Genomic DNA, 24,522 nt, shown 5'->3' on the forward strand with positions numbered 1-24,522 from the left:
TAGAACTCGTTGCAGCGGCGGGCCTGTCACCCGCCGTCCAGGGAAAGCGGCGGCCTCGCGCAGAGGCCGCCTTCCATGCCGGAAGGCACTTTCCACGAATGCTAAAGAGCAGCCTTTACGCGCTCGGCGACATCGGCCGGCAGCCAGGACGTCCAGGTCCCGGCCTGGTTCTTCAAGAACCACTGGGCCACGTCGGCCGGCTCGGCTTCGTTTTCCTCCATGTAGGCCATGGCCTGGTCCATGACCGGCAGCGGCACGGCGACCTTGGACAGGAAGGCGGTGAGCCGGGGAGCGTCTTGGGTGAAGCGCGCGCTGACCGCGGTGAACACGGGGTTTTCCGGATAGGCGCTGGGTTCGGGATGCGCGCAATCGGGATCGGTCAGGCAGGCATGCTTCTTCTGGTCGTAAGGCGGCAGATCCAGCTTGACGAGGTCCATGGAGCCGACGAGCGGCGTGGGATACCAGTAGTAGAAGACCACGTTTTCCTTGCGCTGGTAGGCGGCGGTCAGCGCGGCTTTCTGGGTGGCGCCGGTGCCGGGCGAGAACAGGGTGAAGGTGTCGCCCAGGCCCAAGGCCTTGAAAAGATTGCCGCTCACCACTTCGCAGCCCCAGCCGGCGGGGCAGCCGTAGAAGCGGCCTTTCGAAGGCTCTTCGGGGTCCTTGAAGGCGTCCTTGAATTTGGGCAGATCGGCCGCGCTCTTGAGTTCGGGCAGGCGTTCGGCGGTATGGCGCGGGATGAACCAGGCTTCGCCGCCCATGTAGATGTCGCCGATGCGCTTGACTTTGCCCGAGGCTTCGGCCTTGGCCCAAGGCTCGGCGACGCTGTTCAGCCAGATTTCGGTGTTGACGTCGAGGTCGCCGCGTTCCAGCGCGGCAAGGGCCGGCAGGGTTTCGACCGGCAGGACTTCGGATTTGCAGCCGTAGCCCTTTTCGGCAATGTAGCGTTCCACTTCGACCAGGACGAGGTTGGATTCCCAGTTCATGCCGCCGAACCGGATCGGGCGGTCGATTTCGCACTGCGGCGCCGATGCCGCATGCGCGGTGGCTGCGACGCCGGGCAGGGCGGCGCAGGCGGCCGCGGCGGCGAGCGCGAGGGCGAGCCGCTTGAACGGGATGGCGCCGGTTGCGGGCGCGGGTGACGCGGGTGTTGCGATGAAAGACAAGATTGCCTCCTTAGTTGCGTGGACGCATCCGGACTGCATGGATGCGCCATGGTTAAGGGGGGTGTGCGGAAGACGGTTTACCGCCGATACATACCGACACTAGCGTGCGGAGTACGAGGTACTCGTTGACAGGTTATGGGGCCTTGGAAAAGACCCGCCATACGCCAGATTGAAAAAAAGCCGTGACACGGCCAAAACGCAAGGTTTGCGGCATTTTACGTGGAGATGCTGGGAAATGTAAACCCGGGCGTCTCCGGCGGCCCGACGAAACCAGGGCCGGGCCCCGGCGCAAGGGGTCCGGCCCGGCCCGTCGCGGCCACCGCTTTTACTTATAGATATAGTCGCGGCGCCATGGGTAGGCCTGGCCCGCCGGGTAGTCGAGTTCGTCGTCCCCGCCGCCGGGCCTGGGCTGCGCCAGGACCTGGTGCAAGGCGATCCACCCATGCTCGAAGCCCATGGCGCAGCCGGCCAGGTACATGCGGTAGGCGCGCAGCGAACGTTCGCCCTGCTCGCCCTGCAGGGTGGCGCGGGCTTCGGGCAGGCGGGCTTCGAGGGCGTCGCTCCATGCCCACAAGGTGCGGGCGTAGTGCGGGCGCAGGTTTTCGATGTCCAGGTCTTCCAGGCCGCCTTCGGCCATGTGTTCGAGCACGTGGCTGATGTGGGTGAGCTCCCCGCCGGGGAAGATGTATTTCTCGATGAACTCGCCCATGCCGGCGCCCAGTTCGGCGTTGTCGACGCCGCCCGCGGTGATGCCGTGGTTCAGGATGAGGCCGCCGGGACGCAGCAGGCGGCGCAGTTTCGAGAAGTAGCCTTCGAGCTGGGCGCGGCCCACGTGCTCGAACATGCCCACCGAGGCGATCTTGTCGTAGGGGGCGCTTTCGTCGAGCTTGCGGTAGTCCAGGAGCTCCATGCGCACCCGCCCTTGCAGCCCTTTTTCCTCGATCAGCCGGTTGACGTGGGCATGCTGGTTGCGCGACAGCGTGATGCCCGTGGCGTCGACGCCGTAGTTTTCGGCCGCCCACATCAGCAGGCCGCCCCAGCCGGCGCCGACGTCCAGGAAGCGTTCGCCCGCCTTGAGATCCAGCTTGCGGCAGATGTGGTCGAGCTTGGCTTCCTGGGCTTCGGCCACGGTCATGTCGGGCCGGCGGAAATAGGCGCAGGAATAGACGCGGCGAGGGTCCAGCCACAAGGCGTAGAAGTCGTCGGACAGGTCGTAGTGGAACTGGATCTGGCGCGCATCCCTTTCGATGGAGTGGCGCCAGACGGACACCAGCCGGCGTATCAGCTCGGTCAGGCGGCCGACCCGCGCGGCCTCGATGGGAGAGCCGGGCAGGATCGCCGCGGCCACGCGCATGAGATCGCGCATCGAGCCCTCCACGTCGAACTTGCCTTCGACGTAGTCTTCGCCCAGGGCGCCCACGTGCCCGGCCGCCAGCTTGGCCAGGGTGGAGCGGTCTTTGATCAGCAGCCTGACGGAGGCGTCCGGGGCGCCCACCGCCTGCCCATCGGGCATGACCAGCTGCACGGACAGAGGCAAAGACGCCAATTTGGTTTCAACGACGGATAAGACAGAGCTCAATGCCGACTCCCTATATTGAAATGGACAATGCCAAAAAATACGATGTTCGAGCATGCTAAGATCATCACAAATACCGCATAAACGACAATTCGGCAAGCCGTGACCGGCCGCTCGCATCTCTTTCCCGCCGCATGCAATCTCCCCCCAGCCACCTCACCAGCATCCCGCCCTGGCTCGTCCTGATGGGGCTCTTGACCGCGCTCGGGCCGCTCGCCATCGACATGTACCTGCCCGCGTTCCCGGACATGGTCCGGAGCCTGGGCACGGATCAGGGCATGGTGGAGCGCACGCTGCCCAGCTATCTGCTCGGCCTGGCCGCGGCCCAGGTGTTCTACGGGCCTTTCGCCGACCGCTACGGCAGGAAAAAACCGCTGCTGTTCGGCCTCATCGTATTCACCATCGCCTCGGTCGGCTGCGCATTGACCGACAGCATCGAACACCTGAGCCTGTGGCGCATCGCGCAGGCGTTCGGCGGCGCGGCCGGCATGGTCATACCGCGCGCGGTGATCCGCGACAACTTCGACACGCGCGATGCATCGAAGGCGCTTTCCGTCCTGATGCTGGTGATGGGCGTGACGCCCATCCTGGCTCCCATCCTGGGCGCGCAAGTGCTGAATTTCGGAAGCTGGCGCTACATCTTCGCCATCATGGCGGGCTGCGGCGCGCTGCTGTTCGTCAGCGTCGTCTTCGGCATGCGCGAGACCCTGGTCCCCGAAAAAACCATCCCGCTGAGCTTCGGCAACATCGGCCGCAACTACCGCGGCCTGCTGGCCCACAAGCGCTTCATGTGCTATTCGCTTGCCGGGGGCTTCGGCTCGGCCGGCATGTTCGCCTATATCTCGGGTTCGCCGCGGGTCTTCATCAACGTGTTCGACGTGCCCCCGCAATACTTCGGCCTGTTGTTCGGCCTCAACGCCGCGGCGCTGATCGCCACCTCGCAGGTCAGCGCGCGGCTGCTCAACCGCCACGCGCCCGAGACCCTGCTCAAGTTCGCGCAGGCCGCCCTGCTGATCGGGTCGGCGGCGGGCTTCGCCATGACGCTGGCCGGCGTCCTGACCTTGCCTCTGCTGATGGCGGCCCTGCTGTGCTTCATGGCCGGGCAGGGCTTCGTCAACCCCAATGCCGCGGCCCTTGCCTTGCGGGAACAGGGGCACCGGCTGGGCGTGTCCTCGGCGATGATGGGCACGCTGCAGATGATCTGCGGCTCGGCCGCCGGGCTGGGCGTCAGCGCCTGGCAGTCCGACACCGCCCTGCCCCTGACCGGCATACTGGCTTTCTGCGCCTTCCTGTCGTGGCTGTTCGGGCGCATCGCGCTCAGGGCGCCCGCCACCGCCCGCGATCACCGCGGCGCCGGCCGCTCCTGACCCCACCCCGCCCCAGGCCCCACGCCCCCTTCTCCCCGCCCGTGAACGGGCGGCGCCGATTTGTTTGCGCACAACAGTTCGCCCGCGCATGACCGATCGGATTGACAGGCACATCAATAATAAGAATAATTCTCAACTTTATTCATACTCTGTAAAAGAAGAGGGGTTGCATGTCGTCCAATACTGTTCGCGCGCTTTGTTCCGTTTCCTTGTTGTCGCTTTCTTCGGTGGCCGTCGGCCAGGACGCGCAAGCGCCGGTCACGCGGCTGGACAACGTGGTGGTGACGGCCACCGGTTTCGAGCAGATGGTCGAAGACGCGCCCGCTTCGATCACCGTGATCCCGCGCGCCGAGCTGGAGAAAAAGGCCTTCAAGGACGTCACCGACGCGCTGAAGGACGTGCCCGGCGTGGTCATCACCGGCGGGGCGAGCTCCAGCGACATCAGCGTGCGCGGCATGGCGCCCTCCTACACGATGATACTGGTCGACGGCAAGCGCCAGAACTCGCGCGAAACCCGCCCCAACAGCGACGGCCCCGGCATCGAGCAGGGCTGGCTGCCCCCGATGCAGGCCATCGAGCGCATCGAGGTCATACGCGGGCCGATGTCCTCGCTCTATGGTTCCGACGCCATGGGCGGCGTGGTGAACATCATCACGCGCAAGGTGCCGAAGGCATGGACGGGCAGCCTGCGCAACGAAGGAACGGTGCAGCAGGATTCCGATTCCGGCAACATCTATCAAAGCAATTTCTACCTGGCGGGGCCGCTGGTGGACGACAAGCTCGGCTTGCAGGTCTACGGCCAGAAGGCCCGCCGCCAGGAAGACGAGATCCTGAACGGCTTCAACAAGCAGGATGCGACCTCGGGCACGGTCAAGCTGTCCCTCACGCCCAACAAGGATCATGACCTGATCGCCGAGTTCTCCCGCACCCTGCAGGAAAGGACCTCGACGCCCGGCAAATCGATGGCGGCGCTCGATTCGCGCGGCCGGCCCAACAGCATCTCCAGCACCAAGTACGACAAGAACGTCTATTCGCTGACCCACGTCGGCCGCTGGGGCAAGGCCACCTCCAACACCTATGTGCAACGCGAGGAAATCGACAATCCCACGCGCCAGATGGACCTGAGGAACACGGTGTTCAATACGCAGTGGAACCTGCCGCTGGGCAGCCACATGGTCAGCGGCGGCTTCCACTACCAGAAGGAAGGCCTGAACGACCAGGGCAACCAGTACGATCCCACCGTCAGCAAGCTGGACCGCTATCAGTGGGCGCTGTTCGCCGAAGACGAATGGGCGATCACCGAGGATTTCGCGCTGACGACCGGCGTGCGCATGACGCGCGACGAAAACTACGGCACCCACTGGACGCCGCGCCTGTACGGCGTCTGGCACACGACCGAGAACCTCAGCTTCAAGGGCGGCATATCCACGGGCTTCCGGGCGCCCTCGCTGCGCCAGGCCGTCGCCGACTGGGGCCAGATCACCGGCGGCGGCGGCGGGGTGCCCGCCATCATCGTGGGCAATCCCAACCTCAAGCCCGAGAAAAGCATCAGCCAGGAATTCGGCGTGGTCTGGGACGACCGCCAGGGCTGGAGCAGCAGCCTGACCTTCTTCAACACCGACTTCAAGGACAAGATCTCCGAGACGCGCCGGTGCACCGATCCCAACGGTCTGCCCAACTGCCACGTGTTTCCGGGCGACCAGGGCTACAAGTTCATCAGCGACCGGGTGAACGTCGACCGCGCCAACATCCGCGGGATCGAGGCGACCACCACGTGGTCCCTGCGCGACGACATGCGGCTGTCGGCCAACTACACCTACACCCACTCCAAGCAGAAGAGCGGCGACTTCGAGGGCCAGCCCCTGAACAAGATGCCCAAGCACATGTTCAACACCACCTTCGACTGGGACGCCAATGAAAGGCTCGGCTTGTGGACGCGCGTGAACTTCCGCGGCAAGACGTCCGACTACCTGAACCGCACGGCCATGGCCAACGGCACGCCGTCCTTCACCTTCGTGGACCTGGGGGTGAACTACAAGCTGAACAAGAACGTCAACTTCGGCGTCGGCGTCTACAACGTCTTCGACAAGCGCGTCACCGACGAGGCCTTCGAAGCCGTGTACGACGGGCGGCGCTACTGGGCGCAGCTGACGGTGGGCTTCTAAAGCCGCCCGCGCCGGGAAGGGGCGGCGGCCGGGGGCTGTTCATGCAGTAATTGCCTAAGCAGCTATCTCGGCGCTAGAATTGCTCCATGAGCAAGTCCGCCCCGCCCTCCCCCGCCCAGCGCGGCACGCCGCGCCGCAAGCCTGATCTCGGCCGGGCGCCCGCCGGCTACTACAGCCCCACGGCGGAATCGCTGGGTCCCGACGTCAACATCGGCCACCTGATCAAGCAGCTGCAGTCCTCCTTCAACCGCATGATGGACCGGCACATGGCCCCCATGGGCCTGACGGCCATGCAATGGCGGCCGCTGGTGCTGATCCGCTACCTGAACGTGGACACCCCGGCCGAGCTCTCGCGGCACGCCAACATCGACACGGGCGCCATGACGCGCGCGCTCGACCGGCTGGAGGCCAAGCGCTTCATTGCGCGGCGCCGCTGCGCCGAAGACCGCCGCAGCGTGCGCATCGAACTCACCGAAGCGGGCAACGAAGTGGCCGAGCGCATACTTCCCGCCGTCGCGGCAACCCTCAACACCCATTTGCGCGGCTTCAGCCAAGAAGAAATCGAGTTCTTCATCGGCATGATCACCCGCATGCTGGCCAATGGCGAAGCGGCGCCGCAGTAGCGCCGAGCCCCGCGCCGCCGGGCGCTGAACGCCCCTCTTGGCCTTTCACATCCCACGGGCCTTGCGCGGCGCTTGCCCGGATCGGGCGTCTTTCTTTATAATTATTGCCTAGGCAGTTACTTACTAGGCAGATATATTCAGCTTCCTGTCAGCGAGGACACGCCCCTCCCTTTCCATAAACAGCATGAAAGCAGCGATTCCCCTATTGTTCGCCGCCGCATTGGCGGGCTGCGCAGCCATGGACCCCGGCACACCCGCGGTGGCCCCGCTCGATGCGGCCCGGCTGGGCCTGCGGGACGGCGCGATCGCCTGGCCCTCCGGCCGGTGGTGGACCCGATACGGCGACAGCCAACTGAATCTTCTGGTCGAGCAGGCGCTGGCCGGCAACCCGTCCATGGACGCCGCGCGCGCCCGGCTGAACATGGCCGATGCCGCGGTGCGCGGCGCACAGGCCGTACGCCTGCCCCGGGCGGACGCCTCTTCCAGCATCACCCGCGAACGCTTTTCCGCGAACTACATCTACCCGCCGCCTTACGGGGGCTCCATGCTCACCGAAGCCGACCTGCGCCTGAACCTCGGCCTGGACCTGGACCTCTGGGGTCGCAACCGGGCCCGCTACGCCGCCGCGCTGTCCGAACGCGACGCCGCGCAGGCCGACGTGCACATGGCGCGCAACGCGCTGGCCGGCGCGGTGGCGCAAAGCTACTACAAGCTGCAGGGCGCGCTGGCGCAGCAGGCCGTGCTGGAAGACATGGTGCGGCAGCAGCAGAACGTGCTGGACATCACCCGCGAACGCGTGCGCGCCGGCCTGGATACCCAGATCGAAGCCAAGCAGGCCGATTCGTCGCTGTCGTCCACGCGCGTGCAGCTGAGCCAGGCGGCCGCCAATGCGCGGCTGCTGCGCCACCAGATTTCCGCCCTGCTGGGTGAAGGCCCCGAACGCGGCGCGCGGATCGGCCCGGTGACGCTGGAAGGCATGCCGCCCGACGTGCCCGCGACCCTGCCCCTGGAACTGCTGGCGCGCAGGCCCGACGTGATCGCGGCGCGGGAACGCGCCCAGGCCGCCGCGGGGCGGGTGTCCGCGGCCAAGGCGGAGTTCTTCCCGAACGTGAATCTCACCGCCTTCGTGGGCGTCATGTCGCTGGGGCTGGGCAGCCTGCTGGACGGCGCCAGCAAGACTTACGGCGTGGGTCCGGCCGTCTCGCTGCCCATCTTCCACGGCGGCGCCCTGAACGCGCAACTGGACGCCCGCCGCGCCGAACGCGACCTGGCCATCGCCGACTACAACCAGACCCTGCTGGCCGCCGTGCGGGAAGTGGCCGACTCGGCGGCTTCCATCCAGGCCCTGGCGCAGCAGGCCGACGACCAGGCCGAAAGCCTGCGCGCCATCGCCTCGGCCTACCAGATCGCCGTCGACCGCTACCGGTCCGGCCTGGGCAACTTCATACAGGTGCTGCTGGCGCAGAACGAAGTCCAGAAGCAGGCCATGCTCGACGCCGACCTGCGCGCGCGGGCCTACGCGCTGGACGCCCAGCTGGCCACCGCGCTGGGCGGCGGCTACCTGAATCCCTCGAACAACTGAAAGCACGAGACGCTTCCATGAGTCCTGAAAGAAAACCCGCATATCGGCGCAAGACGCTGCTGCTCATCGCCACCCTGGCATTCGCGGCCATCGGCATCGCCTATGCCATATGGTGGGCGGTCTACGCCTCGCATTTCGAAGCCACCGACAACGCCTATGTGAAAGGCAATCTGGTGCAGGTGGTCTCGCAGATACCCGGCACCGTGGTGGCCATCGAGGCCGACGACACCGACAGGGTCGAGCGCGGAGCCCCGCTGGTCAGGCTGGACGCCAGCGACGCCGAACTCGCCCTCAGCAAGGCCAAGGCCGGCCTGGCGCAGACCTTGCGCCAGACCCGCGCCGTCTTCGTGCAGAACGACGCGCTGAAGGCCGAAATCGACGTGCGCAAAGCCGACATCGAGCGCGCGAAGGCCGATCTCTCCAAGGCTCGCAGCGACCTGAAGCGCCGCGAAGCCCTGGCCAAATCGGGCGGCGTGAGCGGCGAAGAGATCCTGCACGCGCGAACCGCCCTGGAAGCGGCCGAATCCGGGCTGGCCCAGGCACAGGCCGCCCTGGCGGTCGCCAAGGCCAGGCTGGCCACCAATCTCGCGCTCACGGCCGGGATGGCGGTCGAGGACCACCCGGACGTCCGGCTCGCCGCGGACAAGCTGCGCGAAGCGCTGCTGGCCGGCTCGCGCACCCTCGTCCCCGCGCCGGTGAGCGGCATGATCGCGCAGCGCTCCGCGCAGGTGGGCCAGCACGTCGCGCCCGGCGCCCCCTTGATGACCATCGTGCCGCTGGACCAGCTCTGGGTCGAGGCCAATTTCAAGGAAAGCCAGCTGCGGCGCATGAAACCCGGCCAGCGGGCCACGCTCACGGCCGACGTCTACGGCGGCGACCTGCGCTATCACGGCTACGTGCAGGGCCTGGCCGCCGGCACTGGCTCCGTCTTCTCGCTGCTGCCGGCGCAGAACGCCAGCGGCAACTGGATCAAGGTGGTGCAGCGCCTGCCCGTGCGCATCGTGCTCGACCCCGAGGAAGTGGCGCGGCACCCCTTGCGCGTGGGCCTGTCCATGCAGGTGGAAGTCGACCTGCACGACCCGACCGACCAGGACGTGGCGGCCGCCCGGCGGATCGCCGACTCCGACGCCCTGAGCACCACGGTGTATGGCTCCGTGGACGACCGGGCCGACGCCCTGATCGCCGGAATCATCGCGGCAAACGGCGGATCCTGACCATGGCGGACGAAGAACGACAGGCCACGGGGTCCGGATCCGGGGCGCCGGCCGCCGGTACGCCGGCCGCCCATCCGCCCCTGCAGGGCAGGGCCCGCGCGATGGGCACGATCGCGCTCTCGGCCGCGGTGTTCATGAACGTGCTGGATTCGTCCATCGCCAACGTCTCGATCCCCACGATCGCGGGCGACCTGGGGGTGAGCGCCACGCAGGGCACCTGGGTCATCACCTCGTTCGCGGTCGCCAACGCCATCACCGTGCCGCTCACCGGCTGGCTGACGCAGCGCTTCGGCCAGGTCCGGCTGTTCGTGGCCTCCGTGCTGCTTTTCGTGCTGACGTCCTGGCTTTGCGGCTTCTCCTGGTCGCTGGAATCCCTGGTGGCCTCGCGCGTGCTGCAAGGAGCGGTCGCCGGGCCGATGATTCCGCTGTCCCAGTCGCTCATGCTGGGCTCCTATCCCCGGGAGAAGGCGGGCATGGCCCTGGCGCTGTGGTCCATGACCATACTCGTGGGCCCGGTGGCGGGGCCGCTGCTCGGCGGCTGGATCTCGGACAACTACACCTGGCCGTGGATCTTCTACATCAACGTGCCCGTGGGCCTGCTGGCGGGCTGGGCCGCCTGGCGGATCTACAAGGAGCGCGATTCGGCGAGGTCCCGCCTGCCCATAGACAAGATGGGGCTGGCGCTGCTGGTGCTGTGGGTCGGGGCGCTGCAGCTGATGCTGGACAAAGGCAAGGAGCTCGACTGGTTCGCCAGCGGCCAGATCGTCGTCCTGGCCGTGGTCGCCGTCGTCGCCTGCGTGTTCTTCGTCATCTGGGAACTCACCGCCGAACATCCGGTGGTCGACCTGGCCCTGTTCAAATACCGCAACTTCACGGCCGGCGTCATCACGATCTCGGTGGGCTACGGCGTGTTCTTCGGCACGGTGGTGCTCCTGCCGCTGTGGATGCAGAACACCCTGGGCTATACCGCCACCGACGCCGGCATCGCCTCGGCGCCGGTGGGCATCCTGGCCATCATCATCTCGCCCATCGTCGGCAAGCTGCTGGCCCGGCACGACCCGCGCCTGATCGCCACCTTCGCCTTCCTGGTGTTCTCGCTCATCAGCTTCATGCGGGCCGACTTCAGCACCGAAGTGGACATCGGCACCATCATGCTGCCCACCTTCATCCAGGGCGCGGCCATGGCCACTTTCTTCATACCGCTCACCACGGTCACGCTGTCGGGCCTGGACCCGCGGCGCATCCCGGCGGCGGCGGGCCTGTCCAACTTCGTGCGCCTGGTGTTCGGCGCCTTCGGCACCTCCATCACGACCACCTTGTGGGAAAGCCGCGCCAACCTGCATCACGCCCACCTGGCCGAAGCCGCCAGGCCGGGCGAGCCCGCGTTCGACGCCCTGGTCGCGGGCCTGCGGCAAAAAGGCCTGGACGGCGGCCAGGGCGCCATGCTGATCGACCGCCTGATCAACCAGCAGGCCTTCACGCTGTCGGCGCTGGACATCTTCTATGCCTCCGGCATATTGTTCCTGGTGATGATCGCGCTGATCTGGGTGGCCCGGCCTTCCGCCGCCAAGGGCGCCGGCGCCGGCGCGGCCGGGGCGCATTGAACCCGCCTGCCGGGCCCCGCGCCGCCGCCACGCCGCGGCAGCCGCCGTGCTTGCCCTGCTGTCAATGCCCTGCTTGACCCAAAGTGCTGTTTCACATTAGAATACTAGGCTTTACGGATGCTTTTGGGTTGCTTTTGGGCCAGCGTCAGCCACAAGGCTTGCTTAGCAAGGCTTGTGCAAGCCCGGCAGTACAAGCCCCAGCAGCGCCACGGCATTCAAAGCATATTTTCAAGGGGTATGACCATGGCACGCGTATGCCAAGTTACCGGCAAAGGCCCGATGGTGGGCAACAATGTTTCGCACGCAAACAACAAAACCAAGCGTCGCTTCCTTCCCAACCTGCAATCGCGCCGCTTCTGGGTTGAAAGCGAAAACCGCTGGGTGCGCCTGCGCGTTTCCACCAGCGCCCTGCGCACCATCGACAAAGTCGGTATCGACGCCGTCCTGGCCGACCTGCGCGCCCGCGGCGAGCTGGCCTGAGCCGCTCGCGAACTAAACCAAGGAGCTCATCATGGCAAAAGGTATCCGCGAGAAAATCAAGCTCGAGTCCACCGCCGGCACCGGTCACTTCTACACGACCACCAAGAACAAGCGCAACATGCCGGAAAAAATGCTGATCAAGAAGTTCGATCCCGTTGCGCGCAAGCACGTCGACTACAAGGAAACCAAGCTCAAATAAGAGCTTGCCTGGGCCTGGCGCTCCAAATCCGATCCGGTTCGCCCCGGCCGGATTCGATCAAGGCTTCCTTCCCCAGTCCTTCTGAAAGACCCTGCCCTGGCGGGGTCTTTTGCTTTGTACGCCGCAACGGCGCTGCCGGCGGCCCGGCGCTCCCGCACGCCCGCCATGCCCGCGCGCGAAGCATCCTATAATCTCTGGTTTACACAACCATTTGCGAATTTTCCGGATCCCATGCAGGAACGCTACAGCCCCAACGACGTCGAAAAAGTCTCTCACCAGAACTGGCAGGCACGCGATGCCTATCGCGTCACCGAAAACGCCACGGCGGCCGACGGCTCGCCCAAGCCCAAGTTCTATGCATGTTCCATGCTGCCCTACCCCAGCGGCAAGCTGCACATGGGCCACGTTCGCAACTACACGATCAACGATATGATGACGCGGCAGCTGCGCATGCGCGGCTACAACGTCCTCATGCCCATGGGCTGGGACGCTTTCGGCATGCCCGCCGAGAACGCCGCCATCAAGTCCAAGGTCCCGCCCGCCCAATGGACGTACGACAACATCGCCTACATGAAGAAGCAGATGCAGGCGATGGGGCTGGCCATAGACTGGTCGCGCGAAATGTGCGCCTGCGATCCCAAGTACTACAAATGGAACCAGTGGCTGTTCCTGAAGATGCTGGAAAAAGGCATCGCCTACCGCAAGACCCAAGTCGTCAACTGGGACCCGGTCGACCAGACCGTGCTGGCGAACGAACAGGTCATAGACGGGCGCGGCTGGCGTTCGGGCGCGCTGGTCGAAAAGCGCGAGATCCCCGGCTACTACCTGCGCATCACCGACTACGCCGAAGAGCTGCTGGAACAGGTCAAGAACGGCCTGCCCGGCTGGCCCGAGCGCGTGCGGCTGATGCAGGAAAACTGGATAGGCAAGAGCGAAGGCGTGCGCTTCGCCTTCACCCACGACATCCGCGACGACTCCGGCGCGCCCATACAGGACGGCCGCATGTACGTGTTCACGACGCGCGCCGACACCATCATGGGCGTCACCTTCTGCGCGGTTGCGCCGGAACACCCGCTGGCCGCCCATGCGGCCAAGTCCGATCCCGCGCTCGCGGCCTTCATCGAAGACTGCAAGCACGGCGGCACGACCGAAGCCGAACTGGCGACGCGCGAAAAAGAAGGCATGCGCACCGGCCTGTCCGTCACCCATCCGCTCACGGGCGACCAGGTCGAAGTCTGGGTCGGCAACTACGTGCTCATGAGCTACGGCGACGGCGCCGTCATGGGCGTGCCCGCGCATGACGAACGCGACTTCGCCTTCGCCAAGAAATACGGCCTGCCCATCCGCGACGTCATCGCCGTCCCCGGCAAGGCCTACTCGGCGGACGCCTGGCAGGACTGGTACGGCGACAAGCAGCAGGGGCGCACCGTGAACTCGGGCAAGTACGACGGCCTCGCCCATGCGCAGGCCGTCGACGCCATCGCCGCCGATCTGCGGGAAAAAGGCCTGGGCGAAAAACAGACGACCTGGCGCCTGCGCGACTGGGGCATCTCGCGCCAGCGCTACTGGGGCACGCCCATTCCCATCATCCACTGCCCGGACTGCGGCCCCGTGCCCGTGCCCGAAAAAGACTTGCCCGTCGTGCTGCCCGAGGAACTCATCCCGGACGGCAGCGGCAACCCCCTGGCCAAGCACGAAGCCTTCCTGTCCTGCTCCTGCCCCAAGTGCGGCGCCGCGGCGCGCCGCGAAACCGACACCATGGACACCTTCGTGGACTCGTCCTGGTATTTCATGCGCTATACCTCGCCCGGCAACGACGCGGCCATGGTCGACGAGCGCAATGATTACTGGATGCCCATGGACCAGTACATCGGCGGCATCGAACATGCCGTCCTGCACCTGCTGTATGCCCGTTTCTGGACGCGCGTCATGCGCGACCTGGGCCTGGTCAAGTTCAGCGAGCCCTTCACCCGCCTGCTGTGCCAGGGCATGGTGCTCAACCACATCTATTCGCGCAAGAACGAGCACGGCGGCATCGAGTACTTCTGGCCCGACGAAGTCGAGAACGTCTACGACGCCAAGGGCGCCATCATCGGCGCCAAGCGCATCGCCGACGGCACTCCGGTGCAATACGGCGGGATCGGCACGATGTCCAAGTCCAAGAACAACGGCGTCGATCCGCAATCGCTCATCGACTCCCTGGGCGCCGATACCGCGCGCCTGTTCGTCATGTTCGCCAGCCCGCCGGAGCAGACGCTGGAATGGTCGGATTCCGGCGTGGAAGGCGCCAACCGCTACCTGCGGCGCCTGTGGGCGTTCTGCTACGCGAACCGCGACGCCATCCTGAAAGGCCACGGCGCCAATCCGGGCCTGGGCGGCGAGGATGCCGCCGCCAAAGGCCTGCGCCTGGAAATCCACACGCTGCTCAAGCAGGCCGACTACGACTACCAGCGCATCCAGTACAACACCGTGGTCTCCACCTGCATGAAGATGCTCAACGCCCTGGAAGCGGCCGGCCTGCCCGACACGCCCGCGGCCAACTGGGCGCTGGCCGAGACCACCTCGATCCTGCTGCGCGTGCTGTATCCGGTCGTTCCGCACATCACCTGGAAGCTCTGGCAGGACCTGGGCTACGACACCGTGCATGGCGACCTGCTCGACGCCCCCTGGCCCGCCGTCGACGAAGCCGCCACCATCGCGGACGAAATCGAGCTCGTGCTGCAAGTCAACGGCAAACTGCGCGGTTCGATCAAAGTCGCCAACAGCGCCGGCAAGGAACAGATCGAAGCCGCCGCCGTGGCGCACGACGCCGCGATACGTTTCCTGGAAGGCCGCGCGCCCAAACGCGTCATCGTCGTTCCCGGAAAACTGGTCAACATCGTTGGATGACACCCGCATGCACAGCACCTCGCCCACGCTCCCGTACACCGCCTCCGTGCGACGCCGCCTGCGGGGGCTCGCGGGCCTGGCGCTCTGCATGCTGCTGGCCGCCTGCGGCTTCCACCTGAAGGGCGCGGCCCAGCTGCCTTTCACCACCCTCTACACCAACGTCCCGCAGAACTCGGAGTTCGGCTCCAATCTGCGCCGGGCCATCACCGCCAGTTCGCCGGACACGCGCATCGTCGAGGACGTCACGCAGGCTCAGGTCAGGCTGACGCAGCTATCGAGCGTCGAAAGCCTGCGCGAGCTCTCGCTGGACGCCCAGGGCCGCGTCGAGGAATACGAGCTCAACCTGGAATTCGTCTTCCAGGTCACCGACTCCAAGGGTCACGTCGTCCTGCCTCCCACCACGCTGCGTTCGACCCGCGAACTGCCCTACGACGACACCGCGGTCCAGGCCAAGCAAGGGGAAATCAACACCGTCTTCAAGCGCATGCAGCAGTTGCTGATAGACCGCATCGTGCGCCATCTCGCCTCGCCCGACGTGCGCCAGGCCTATGCCCAGTCCCAGGACCTGCCGCCCGCCGACGCCTCGGAGGCGGCCGACGCGCCGCCGCCCGCCGCCATCCCGCAGCCGCCGACGCCCTGGGGCTCCCCAAGAGTCGGACCGGGCCTGTACTGAGCGCCATGGGACGCCAACTCGACCCCGACAGCCTCATCGGCCAGCTGCGCCTGGCCTCGCCCCCCCAGCTCGACACGCTCTACGTCGTTTCGGGCGACGAGCCCCTGCTGGTCATCGAGACCTGCGACGCCCTGCGGGCGGCCGCCGCCCGCGCCGGGTTCGGCGAACGCATCAGCATGACGCTGGATGCCCGGTCCGACTGGTCCTCGGTGATCGGCGCGACGCAGAACGTTTCGCTGTTCGGCGACCGCCGGCTGGTCGACGTATCGATTCCATCCGGCAAGCCCGGGAAGACGGGCGCCGACACCCTGCTCAAGCTGGCCGAGATGGCCGGCGGCGGCGCCCTGGCGGACACCATGCTGCTGGTCAGCCTGCCGCGGCTGGACAGGGCCACGCGCGCCGCGAAATGGGCCCAAGGCCTGTTCGGCGCCGCCACCTCGGTGGAAATTTCGCAGATCGAGCGTCCGGCGCTGCCGCAATGGATCGCCCAGCGGCTGGCGCGGCAGAACCAGCAGCTGGACCGCGAAACGCTGGAATGGATGGCCGACAAAGTCGAAGGCAATCTCCTGGCGGCCTTCCAGGAAATCCAGAAGCTGGGCCTGCTCTATCCGGAAGGCCGGCTCAGCGCCCAGGACGTCGAGCAGGCGGTGCTGAACGTCGCCCGCTACGACGTCTTCGGGCTGCGCGACGCCATGCTGGCCGGCAACCCGGCCCGGGCGCTGGCCATACTTGCCGGCTTGCGCGCCGAAGGCGAAGCCCTGCCGCTGGTCCTGTGGGCCGTGGGCGACGAGGTACGCGTGCTGGCGCGCCTGGCGGCCGCGCAGGCCGGCGGCGACATCCAGGCCGAGCTGCGCCGCCAGCGCGTCTTCGGGCAGCGCGAGCAATTGCTGCGGCAGGCGCTGAACCGCGTCCCGCCCGGCAGCTGGCCCGCGGCGGTCCAGCATGCGCACGACATCGATCGCCTGATCAAGGGCCTGAAGGTGCCCGGACGGCTGGATGATCCCTGGGAAGAACTGGGCAGGCTGGCCCTGCGCATCGCCGTTTCCCGGCCGCGCAAGCCGCGCGGCGTGGCCGCCTGAACGCGATCCGCGAATAACTGGGATAATTCCTCCAAGCACGACAGCACCCTCGGCCATCATGACAGAACAGACCTACACCACACCCTCCGCCGATATCGCCGCGGAAATGATCCAGCTGGGCCGCCAGGCCAGGCAGGCGGCGCGCGCCATGCGCAACGCCTCCGGGCAGGCCAAGGCCGTCGCCCTGCGCGCCATGGCGGACCGCCTGCTCGACCAGAAAGCCGTCCTGCAGTCCGAAAACGCGAAAGACCTGGAAGCCGCCCGCGCCAGCCAGATCAGCGGCGCCATGCTGGACCGCCTGCAGCTGTCCGACAAGGCCATCGCCAACATGGCTGACGGCCTGCGCCAGATCGCCGACATGCCCGACCCGGTCGGCAGCCTGTCCGCCAGCACCACCCGCCCCAACGGCATGCGCGTCGCGCAGATGCGCGTGCCGCTCGGGGTCATAGGCATCATCTACGAGTCCCGCCCGAACGTCACCATCGACGCGGCGGCACTGTGTCTGAAATCCGGCAACGCCACCATCCTGCGCGGCGGCAGCGAGGCCTTCCATTCCAACCGCGCGCTGGGGGCGGTCATCGCCCAAGGACTGGCCGACGCCGGCCTGCCGCGGCACGCCGTCCAGGTCGTCGGCACCACCGACCGCGCCGCGGTCGGCCATCTGGTCACCATGACCGACTACGTCGACGTCATCGTCCCGCGCGGCGGCAAGGGCCTGATCGCCCGCCTGGCCGCCGAAGCCAAGGTCCCGCTCATCAAGCACCTGGACGGCAATTGCCATGTCTACCTGGACGCCTCCGCCGACCTCGACAAGGCGCACGACATCGCCGTGAATGCAAAAACCTACCGCTACGGCATATGCGGCGCCATGGAAACCCTGCTGGTGCACGCCGGCATCGCCGCCCGCATCCTGCCCCGGCTGGGCAACACCCTGACCGGCATGGGCGTGGAGCTGCGCGGCTGCGACGCCACGCGCGCCATCCTGCCGCAAGCCCTGCCCGCCACCGAAGACGACTGGCGCACCGAATACCTGGAGCCCATCCTGGCGATCCGCATCGTCGACGACATCGACGCCGCCCTGGATCACATCGCCCGCTACAGTTCCGAGCACACCGAATCCATCGTCACCGAAAGCCTGCAGGCGGCCGAAAGATTCCAGCGCGAAGTCGATTCCAGCTCGGTCTACGTGAACCTGCCCACCTGCTTCGCCGACGGCTACGAATACGGCCTGGGCGCCGAGATCGGCATCTCGACCAACCGGCTGCATGCGCGCGGCCCGGTGGGGCTGGAAGGCCTGACCACCTATAAATGGGTCTTGACGGGCAACGGTCAATTGCGCGGATAGGCGGCTCCAGCCATGCTATGGATCAAGACCTTCCACATCCTGTTCGTGACCTCGTGGTTCGCCGGGCTGTTCTACCTGCCGCGCATCTACGTCAACCTCGCGCAGGCGCAGGACCCCGCCGTCGTCGCCCACCTGCTCGGCATGGCGCGCCGGCTGTACCGCTTCATGACGCCCATAGGGGTGCTGGCGCTGGTGTTCGGCCTGTGGCTGTACCTGGGCTACGGCCTGGGCATGGGCCAGGGCTGGATGCACGCCAAGCTGGCGGCGGTGGTCCTTCTGGCCGTCTACCACCTGGCCTGCGGCCGCATGCTCAAGACCTTTGAAAGCAAGGCCAACCGGCGCAGCCACAAATTCTATCGCTGGTTCAACGAAATTCCCGTGCTTCTGCTGCTGCTCGTCATCGCGCTGGTCGTCGTACGTCCTTTTTGATCTCCACACCCCATGACCGACTCACCATCCCGAAAAACGCTGACGCTGAAGAAAGCGGCCGCAACCCGGCAAGCCGGCGCGGCCGAAGCCGCGGAGGGCGAGCGCCGCAAACGGTCCGGCGCCCGCGCCCGGCAAGTGGCGCAACTGGAACGCGAACGCGAAAAACAGCCGCTGGCGGCCGCCAAGGCCGCGCCTTCTTCCGGCCAGGCCGGCCCCGCTCCGGCGCGCGCGCGCAAGCCCGCCGCGCCAGGGGCCGAGGACACTCGCGGCGTCGACACGCCCCGTCCCCCGGATGCGCCCGCCGACCGGCCCCTGGTGATTCGCAAGCAGAAAAACGCCCCCGCGCCGCGCCTCGGGCCCGACGCCTCCCAAGAGGGCGCTTTTTCCCTTGGGACGGCCCGGCGTCAAAAGACCCGCCGGGACGAAACCTTTCCGGTCTTCACCCCCTGCCCCCAAGGCCTGGAAGAAGCCCTGGCGGCGGAACTGCAAGCCCTGGGCTTCGACGACGCAGAGCCCGCGCGGGCCGGCTGCCGCTTCGTGTCCGACTGGACGGGCATCCTGCGGGCCAATCTGTATTCGCGGCTGGCGACGCGCGTGCTGGTCCAGGTGGCGCACGGCCCGGTGCGGCACGAAGACGACATCCTCGAACTCGCGCGCCAAACACCGTGGGAACGCTGGTTCGGCCCCGAGCACACCCTGCGGGTCGATACGTCCGCCATCCGCAGCCCCATGCAAAGCCTGCAATATTGCAATCTGCGCGCCAAGGACGGCATCTGCGACCGCCTGCGCGAGCGCGAGGGCGCCAGGCCCGACATCGACACCGTGCGCCCCGACGCCCGCGTGCATCTGTTCCTGAGCGAAGCCAGCGGCACGCTATACCTGGACACGTCGGGGGAATCGCTGTTCAAGCGGGGTTGGCGCCTGGAGAAAGGCGAGGCCCCGCTGCGCGAGAACCTGGCCGCCGGGATCCTGGCGCTGTCGGACTGGGACCCTTCCCAGCCCCTGCTCGACCCGTTCTGCGGCAGCGGAACCATCCTGATCGAAGCCGCCTGGATCGCCCTGGGCGTGCCCCCCGGCGTCTGGCGTCCCTTCGGCTTCGAGCGGCTGCGCGGCCACGATGCCCGCCACTGGCGCGACATCAAGGACGAAGCGCGCTCGCGCATCGCCACCCGTCTCGACAGCCCCATCGTGGGTTGCGACCTGGACGCGCGAGCCATCGAGGCGGCCCGGGCCAACACCGAACGCGCCTGGCTGACCCCGGACTCCATACGCTTCGAGGTCGGCGACGCGCGCAGCTTCCCGCCGCCCGCCGACCACGGCTGGCTGGTCACCAACCCGCCCTACGGCGAGCGCCTGCCCGGCGACGACGCCCGGCTCTGGGAAGACTGGGCGCGCCATCTCAAGCAGCACTACAGCAACTGGCAGGTCAACATCATTTCCAGCGACCTCGACCTGCCCCGCCATTTGCGGCTGAAGCCCAAGCGGCGGCATCCCTTGTACAACGGCGGCCTGGAATGCCGGCTGTTCAACTTCGAAATGGTCGCGGCAAGCTACCGCAAGACCTGACCGTAGCGCGGCGGCGACACCTTTTGTGCGATGCAAGGTAAATCTTGCGTCAGTCTAGGGTTTACCCCTATAATAGGGTTAACCCTGAACGAAACGTTCATCTTCACGCAAAAGGCACCACCATGATCACCGTCGGCACAGACACCCGCTTAACAGACGAACTCGAACGTCAACTGATGATGCAAGCCATCGAAGACCAGTTCCGTTTCAAGCCGCTGGTGTCGCTCAAGAAGCTGCTTGCGAAACTGTTTGCCGGCCATGCCGGCGGCAAGACTCCGGTGCAAGGCGCCGTCGAGTCGGCCGGCTGATGTAAAGATTGTCTCCTCCTTGGTTGCGTGGTTCAGCAACCCGCGCGGTCCCTCCCGCGCGTTTTAGCCGCCATCGGTATGGCGGCTTTTTTATTGCCCGGGATTTTGCGGGATAATACCCGTCCTTGCCACTTCCGCCCTTCGCCTCATGCCCGCAGCATCCGCCACATTTTCCACGCCCAGCCGCTGGCGCCGATTCACCTGCATGATGTATGAAGGGGTGCTGCTGTTCGGGGTCGTGTTCCTGGCCGGCTATCTGTTCGACACCCTGACCCAGAGCCGCAACGCCCTGATGTTCCGCCACGGCCGGCAAGCCGTCCTGTTCGTCGCCATCGGCGTGTATTTTCTGGCCTCATGGAGCAAAAGAGGCCAGACGCTGCCCATGAAAACCTGGAACATCCGCCTGGTCGACCGCCGGGGCGAGCCGCCCGCCATGGCGAAGCTGCTGGCCCGCTACCTGCTGATGTGGCCGCTGCCGCTGCTGGGCGCGCTGCTGGTCCTGGCCGCGTCCCGCGTCACGGGCTACGGCTCGACCGATTTGTTCATCGTCTTCACGCCGTTCACGCTGTTCATATGGACCTGGTTCGACCCCGACCGGCAGTTCCTGCACGACCGGCTGGCGGGCACGCGCCTGGTGAATGTGGCCCCCACCCCGGGGAAACCCTAGTGCTGTTGGCTTTCTGAATCTTAGGGTTGCGCATACGCGCCTTGTCGTTCATGCTTCGGGATGGAATAAACCCGCGCGTTTACTTGCCCAGTTGAAGCCTAACGATAATGAACGACCAATACTCGGAGCTGTACTCGTCTTACCAGTGGCTAGTCCCCTCGCAGTTCAATATCGCACAGGCGTGCGTCCATCGCTGGGCAGAGAATCCGTTCGAAGGGCGCCGTATCGCGATCTACCATGAAAACGAACTGGGGCAGCGCGAAGTATGGACGTACTCCAGGCTGGCCGACTCCTGCGGCAAACTGGCCAACGGCCTGCTGAAAATGGGCGTGCGGCCCGGCGACCGGGTGGCGGTGACCATGGAGCAGCGGCCCGAGCTCGCCGCCGCCCACCTGGCCATCCTGAGCATAGGCGCGATCGCAACGCCGCTGTCCGGCTATCCCTACGACCACCTGGCCGCCTGCCTGGACGACGCCGATATACGCGTGGCCATCACCGACGCGGAATCGGCGCCGGGCCTGCTCGGCGCGCAGGCCCGGCGGCCCGCGCTGGCGCAGATCGTCGGGCTGGACCTCGACCACGAGGCGGTCATTCCCTGGCGCACCCTGCTGGCCAGGCAGCTGCCCGACCTGAAACCGCTGTCCACCCGCCCTTTCGGTCCGGCGCTGCTGATGTACGGCCCGCCGGGCGCCGCGCCGCTGGGCGCCCTGCTGCCGCACGGCGCCCTCATCGGCAGCCTGCCGGGTTTCGTGGCGTCGCAGAACTGGTTCCCGCAAAAAGGCGACATCTTCTGGACCCCGAGCACATGGAGCACCCACCCCGGCCTGGTGCTCGGGCTCCTGCCAGCGCTTTATTTCGGCCTGCCCGTCCTCAGCCTGGCGGGCTATGTTTCCGCCCAGCGCGCCCTGGAGGCCCTGGAACGCTATCAGATCACCAACGTCCTGGCGCCGGCCGCCATGCTGTCCGCCATCATGGAATACGCGCCGTTGCCGCGCCGGCAACACCATCTGGCCTTGCGGGCCGTCGCCCTGCAGGAGCCCGACCCGGATCCCGCCCTGCATGCCTGGTGCGAAAAATCCCTGGGCTGCCCCGCCAACCAGACCCTGAGCTGCACCGAGGCCGGCTACATCCTGGGCGACAGCCACCGCAAGTGGCCGCTCGCCCCGGGCAGCCTGGGTAAGCCCTATCCCGGCCACCGGCTTGCCGTGCTGGACAGCCTGGGCCGGCCCTGCGCCCCCGGCAAACGGGGCGAAATCGCGCTCAACCGCCACGACCGCTACGGCCACCCCGACCCCGCCCTCTTCCTGGGCTATTGGGGCAACGAAGCCGCCGCCCAGGCGCGCTTCCGCGGCGACTGGTTCCTGACCGGCATGCGCGCCTTCATCGACGAAAACGGCTATTACCGGCGGGCGCAGCCCGACCCGCAGCGCAACCCATAGCGGCCCTCCGTCCCCTGCCGGGCCGGACCGGCGCCGGGATATGGGCTAAAATTTGTCCATGACCGATTTATTCAGAAAATACCTGCTGGCCGACCACAGCACGCGCGTGCAGGCGGTGAAGCTGGACCAGGCCTGGCAAACCGGCCTGGCCCACCAGCACTATCCCGCCAGCGTCGAAAAGCTGCTGGGCGAACTGGTTTCGGCCGCCGTCCTGCTGGCGTCGAACATCAAGTTCGACGGCTCCCTGGTCTTGCAGCTGCAAGGAGACGGCCCGGTCGCCCTGGTCGTGGTCGAATGCACCACCGACCTGTCCGTTCGGGCCACGGTCAGCCTGCGCGAAGGCCACGCCGTCCCGGAAGACGGCTCGCTGCAGTCGCTGCTCAATGCCAATGGCAACGGCAGGTTCATCGTGGTCCTGGACCCGGACCGCGAAAAAACCAATATGCAGCCCTATCAAGGCGTGGTCCCGCTCGAAGGCGACACCGTCGCCGCGGTCCTGGAAAGCTATATGCGCGATTCCGAGCAGCTCGATACGCGCCTTTGGCTCGCCTCCAGCCGGCACTGCTCCGCGGGCCTGCTGCTGCAGCGGCTGCCCAGGCACGGCGGCGCCGAACATCCCGACGGCGCCGCGGCCGACGACACCTGGCAACGCGTGTCGCACTTGGCCTCCACGGTGAAATACGACGAACTGCTGGATCTGGGCATCGATGAGCTGGTGCGCAGGCTGTTCTGGCAGGAAGACTTGATCGCCTATGAGCCGCAGGAGATCCGCTGGCATTGCCCGTGCACGCGGGAGCGGGTGGGCAATATGCTGCGCACGCTGGGGCGCGAGGAAATCGAGGATCTGCTCAGCGAGCGGGAATCGATCGAGGTGCTGTGCAATTTTTGCGGCAAGCCCTACCATTTCGACGCGGTCGACTGCGCCGAGCTGTTCGTGGACGGCGCGAGCGCTTCGTCCGAAGGCAAGCCGTCCATTCACTGACACTCCCGTGGAAAGGGGCCGGAGGCCGTTGGCCGCCCCCCCCCCAAAAAATACCCCTAACAACCAGGCAACTCGCCACCCACTCCCGCCGGCGCCTCATCCGGCGCATCCGGCAGCCCGCCCGCCTCTCCCGGCGCCCCGGGCCGCGAAGGCCGCCAACCCGGCGCGGCAGGCTCCCCCGCCGCCCCCGCGGCTTCACCCAATAACGGCGACGACGGCAAACACCAGATCCCCGCACACTCCGCCGCCGCCCCAGCCGCCCCCACCGCAACCCGTTCCGGCCCCACGATCTTGCCGCTCTCCGGCATCGCCCAACTGACCGGATGGCTTTGCATCACCAGCGACATCTCCCTGACGATGGGCAGGTAACCCGCCGCCATCACCCGCTGCCGATAGCTGCCCCGCTCATTCCCCAGCATCGAAAGCAGCGCCCGCATCCCCGGCACCGCCGGCTCGTGCGGATAGCTCAGCCGCAGCGCAAGAGTATTCGCCTGGAAGATGTCCACCCCCGACGCCGGCCCGCGGCCCTGCGGCCAGCCCATGGCCCGGTACCGCAGGTCCTGCTCGTGCAGATAATCGTTGTTGATGGCGGAACGGCCGCTCCGGTGCGCGACGGGCAGCGCCGGGTCGGCGAAATCACGGTATGCGTCCGCGCCGGGCGACAGGATCTCTATGCGCCAGGGGGCGCCGCCCAGCCTGTGCTCGCGCCGCGCCAGCGCGGCTTCCAGCCTGCTTTGCGCGGATGCGCGGGACGGCGAGGCGTGCAAAGGCAGGAGCGCCTGTTCGAAGGCCGTGATCATGGCTTGCGGGCTGGCGTGCTGGGTGATGCCCGCGCGGCCGGCTTCGAGCAGGGCGAGGCCCGCGGCTTGCCGCGTGAACAGCCATTGCGCCGATTCGATGGCGGCCAGGCCCAGCAGCAGCACGGGTATCGCCACGATGGAGAATTCCAGGATGCCGGCGCCCGACTGCGCGCCCGGGCCCGCCGCCCGGCCCGCCGTGGCGCGGCGCAGGCGTGCGGACGGCGGGGCGGAACGAGCCCTGGAGGAACGGGCCCCGGTGTGGCGGGCGCATGGCGATGACGGTGTGGCAGGCATGGAGGCAGTGTGCCCCCGCCAGACCGGCGCGTCGATTGTGGATACCGCCCCAGGACTTTTTTGACGCTGACTGGCCCC

Annotated in this window: 21 protein-coding genes; 18 read left to right on the forward strand and 3 right to left on the reverse strand. The window is 66.9% G+C overall.

The features are described 5' to 3' along the window. Nucleotides 1-101 precede the first annotated feature (101 nt). Nucleotides 102-1,061, reverse strand: coding sequence for an ABC transporter substrate-binding protein (locus tag H0A72_RS03675; RefSeq protein ID WP_246436791.1), 960 nt, complete (start codon nucleotides 1,059-1,061; stop codon nucleotides 102-104). 427 nt (nucleotides 1,062-1,488) lie between these two features. Next, the gene (locus H0A72_RS03680) at nucleotides 1,489-2,742 is read right to left on the reverse strand and encodes a class I SAM-dependent methyltransferase (protein WP_180153718.1); all 1,254 of its coding nucleotides are present in this window, start codon (nucleotides 2,740-2,742) and stop codon (nucleotides 1,489-1,491) included. 131 nt (nucleotides 2,743-2,873) lie between these two features. Here H0A72_RS03680 and H0A72_RS03685 point away from each other — a divergent pair, with 131 nt between their 5' ends. From H0A72_RS03685 to hslO, 18 genes are all read left to right on the forward strand, one after another. Next, entirely contained in the window at nucleotides 2,874-4,106 is a 1,233-nt protein-coding gene (locus H0A72_RS03685; protein ID WP_246436763.1) for a Bcr/CflA family multidrug efflux MFS transporter, read from the forward strand. A gap of 170 nt (nucleotides 4,107-4,276) precedes the next feature. After that, nucleotides 4,277-6,271 (forward strand): ligand-gated channel protein, encoded by a 1,995-nt coding sequence (locus H0A72_RS03690; RefSeq protein ID WP_180153719.1) that lies wholly within the window; start codon nucleotides 4,277-4,279, stop codon nucleotides 6,269-6,271. A gap of 86 nt (nucleotides 6,272-6,357) precedes the next feature. Next, nucleotides 6,358-6,894: a MarR family winged helix-turn-helix transcriptional regulator gene (locus H0A72_RS03695; protein ID WP_180153720.1), complete on the forward strand. Its 537-nt coding sequence runs from the start codon at nucleotides 6,358-6,360 to the stop codon at nucleotides 6,892-6,894. Between the two features lie 184 nt (nucleotides 6,895-7,078). Continuing rightward, a complete protein-coding gene (locus H0A72_RS03700) occupies nucleotides 7,079-8,476 on the forward strand; it encodes an efflux transporter outer membrane subunit (protein WP_180153721.1) in 1,398 nt (465 codons plus the stop codon). Nucleotides 8,477-8,493: 17 nt separating this feature from the next. Further along, nucleotides 8,494-9,690, forward strand: coding sequence for an HlyD/EmrA/EmrK family protein (locus H0A72_RS03705; RefSeq protein WP_180153722.1), 1,197 nt, complete (start codon nucleotides 8,494-8,496; stop codon nucleotides 9,688-9,690). 2 nt (nucleotides 9,691-9,692) lie between these two features. Then, nucleotides 9,693-11,294, forward strand: coding sequence for a DHA2 family efflux MFS transporter permease subunit (locus tag H0A72_RS03710; protein WP_180153723.1), 1,602 nt, complete (start codon nucleotides 9,693-9,695; stop codon nucleotides 11,292-11,294). 243 nt (nucleotides 11,295-11,537) lie between these two features. Then, nucleotides 11,538-11,774: a 50S ribosomal protein L28 gene (gene rpmB, locus H0A72_RS03715; protein WP_180067524.1), complete on the forward strand. Its 237-nt coding sequence runs from the start codon at nucleotides 11,538-11,540 to the stop codon at nucleotides 11,772-11,774. 31 nt (nucleotides 11,775-11,805) lie between these two features. Further along, nucleotides 11,806-11,973 (forward strand): 50S ribosomal protein L33, encoded by a 168-nt coding sequence (gene rpmG, locus H0A72_RS03720; protein WP_003810296.1) that lies wholly within the window; start codon nucleotides 11,806-11,808, stop codon nucleotides 11,971-11,973. A gap of 231 nt (nucleotides 11,974-12,204) precedes the next feature. Further along, nucleotides 12,205-14,862 (forward strand): leucine--tRNA ligase, encoded by a 2,658-nt coding sequence (gene leuS / locus H0A72_RS03725; protein ID WP_180153724.1) that lies wholly within the window; start codon nucleotides 12,205-12,207, stop codon nucleotides 14,860-14,862. A 7-nt stretch (nucleotides 14,863-14,869) separates the two neighbouring features. After that, on the forward strand, nucleotides 14,870-15,535 hold the full coding sequence (locus H0A72_RS03730; RefSeq protein ID WP_180153725.1) for an LPS-assembly lipoprotein LptE: 666 nt from the start codon (nucleotides 14,870-14,872) through the stop codon (nucleotides 15,533-15,535). Nucleotides 15,536-15,540: 5 nt separating this feature from the next. Then, entirely contained in the window at nucleotides 15,541-16,614 is a 1,074-nt protein-coding gene (gene holA, locus H0A72_RS03735) for a DNA polymerase III subunit delta (protein WP_180153726.1), read from the forward strand. A 58-nt stretch (nucleotides 16,615-16,672) separates the two neighbouring features. Next, nucleotides 16,673-17,959, forward strand: coding sequence for a glutamate-5-semialdehyde dehydrogenase (locus tag H0A72_RS03740; protein WP_180153727.1), 1,287 nt, complete (start codon nucleotides 16,673-16,675; stop codon nucleotides 17,957-17,959). A 12-nt stretch (nucleotides 17,960-17,971) separates the two neighbouring features. Further along, nucleotides 17,972-18,388, forward strand: a complete 417-nt coding sequence (locus tag H0A72_RS03745) for a CopD family protein (protein ID WP_180153728.1) — start codon at nucleotides 17,972-17,974, stop codon at nucleotides 18,386-18,388. Between the two features lie 12 nt (nucleotides 18,389-18,400). After that, complete coding sequence (locus H0A72_RS03750) at nucleotides 18,401-19,954, forward strand: THUMP domain-containing protein (protein WP_180153729.1); 1,554 nt, start codon at nucleotides 18,401-18,403, stop codon at nucleotides 19,952-19,954. 122 nt (nucleotides 19,955-20,076) lie between these two features. Beyond that, complete coding sequence (locus H0A72_RS03755) at nucleotides 20,077-20,262, forward strand: hypothetical protein (RefSeq protein WP_180153543.1); 186 nt, start codon at nucleotides 20,077-20,079, stop codon at nucleotides 20,260-20,262. 148 nt (nucleotides 20,263-20,410) lie between these two features. Continuing rightward, entirely contained in the window at nucleotides 20,411-20,929 is a 519-nt protein-coding gene (locus H0A72_RS03760; RefSeq protein ID WP_180153730.1) for an RDD family protein, read from the forward strand. 107 nt (nucleotides 20,930-21,036) lie between these two features. Further along, a complete protein-coding gene (locus H0A72_RS03765; protein WP_180153731.1) occupies nucleotides 21,037-22,368 on the forward strand; it encodes an AMP-binding protein in 1,332 nt (443 codons plus the stop codon). A 58-nt stretch (nucleotides 22,369-22,426) separates the two neighbouring features. Continuing rightward, entirely contained in the window at nucleotides 22,427-23,350 is a 924-nt protein-coding gene (hslO, locus tag H0A72_RS03770) for an Hsp33 family molecular chaperone HslO (protein WP_180153732.1), read from the forward strand. 56 nt (nucleotides 23,351-23,406) lie between these two features. Here hslO and H0A72_RS03775 read toward each other — a convergent pair whose 3' ends face one another. Beyond that, nucleotides 23,407-24,444, reverse strand: a complete 1,038-nt coding sequence (locus tag H0A72_RS03775) for a TadE/TadG family type IV pilus assembly protein (RefSeq protein WP_180153733.1) — start codon at nucleotides 24,442-24,444, stop codon at nucleotides 23,407-23,409. Between the last annotated feature and the right edge of the window lie 78 nt (nucleotides 24,445-24,522).

It is taken from the genome of Parapusillimonas granuli (assembly GCF_013416525.1).
Lineage (GTDB): Bacteria > Pseudomonadota > Gammaproteobacteria > Burkholderiales > Burkholderiaceae_B > Parapusillimonas > Parapusillimonas granuli.

Bases quoted from the DNA above. Each gene is read 5' to 3' on its own strand.
- H0A72_RS03685 (WP_246436763.1), top strand. From the start codon at position 2,874: ATGCAATCTCCCCCCAGCCACCTCACCAGCATCCCGCCCTGGCTCGTC.
- H0A72_RS03690 (WP_180153719.1), top strand. From the start codon at position 4,277: ATGTCGTCCAATACTGTTCGCGCGCTTTGTTCCGTTTCCTTGTTGTCG.
- H0A72_RS03695 (WP_180153720.1), top strand. From the start codon at position 6,358: ATGAGCAAGTCCGCCCCGCCCTCCCCCGCCCAGCGCGGCACGCCGCGC.
- H0A72_RS03700 (WP_180153721.1), top strand. From the start codon at position 7,079: ATGAAAGCAGCGATTCCCCTATTGTTCGCCGCCGCATTGGCGGGCTGC.
- H0A72_RS03705 (WP_180153722.1), top strand. From the start codon at position 8,494: ATGAGTCCTGAAAGAAAACCCGCATATCGGCGCAAGACGCTGCTGCTC.
- H0A72_RS03710 (WP_180153723.1), top strand. From the start codon at position 9,693: ATGGCGGACGAAGAACGACAGGCCACGGGGTCCGGATCCGGGGCGCCG.
- rpmB (WP_180067524.1), top strand. From the start codon at position 11,538: ATGGCACGCGTATGCCAAGTTACCGGCAAAGGCCCGATGGTGGGCAAC.
- rpmG (WP_003810296.1), top strand. From the start codon at position 11,806: ATGGCAAAAGGTATCCGCGAGAAAATCAAGCTCGAGTCCACCGCCGGC.
- leuS (WP_180153724.1), top strand. From the start codon at position 12,205: ATGCAGGAACGCTACAGCCCCAACGACGTCGAAAAAGTCTCTCACCAG.
- H0A72_RS03730 (WP_180153725.1), top strand. From the start codon at position 14,870: ATGCACAGCACCTCGCCCACGCTCCCGTACACCGCCTCCGTGCGACGC.
- holA (WP_180153726.1), top strand. From the start codon at position 15,541: ATGGGACGCCAACTCGACCCCGACAGCCTCATCGGCCAGCTGCGCCTG.
- H0A72_RS03740 (WP_180153727.1), top strand. From the start codon at position 16,673: ATGACAGAACAGACCTACACCACACCCTCCGCCGATATCGCCGCGGAA.
- H0A72_RS03745 (WP_180153728.1), top strand. From the start codon at position 17,972: ATGCTATGGATCAAGACCTTCCACATCCTGTTCGTGACCTCGTGGTTC.
- H0A72_RS03750 (WP_180153729.1), top strand. From the start codon at position 18,401: ATGACCGACTCACCATCCCGAAAAACGCTGACGCTGAAGAAAGCGGCC.
- H0A72_RS03755 (WP_180153543.1), top strand. From the start codon at position 20,077: ATGATCACCGTCGGCACAGACACCCGCTTAACAGACGAACTCGAACGT.
- H0A72_RS03760 (WP_180153730.1), top strand. From the start codon at position 20,411: ATGCCCGCAGCATCCGCCACATTTTCCACGCCCAGCCGCTGGCGCCGA.
- H0A72_RS03765 (WP_180153731.1), top strand. From the start codon at position 21,037: ATGAACGACCAATACTCGGAGCTGTACTCGTCTTACCAGTGGCTAGTC.
- hslO (WP_180153732.1), top strand. From the start codon at position 22,427: ATGACCGATTTATTCAGAAAATACCTGCTGGCCGACCACAGCACGCGC.
- H0A72_RS03775 (WP_180153733.1), bottom strand. From the start codon at position 24,444: ATGCCTGCCACACCGTCATCGCCATGCGCCCGCCACACCGGGGCCCGT.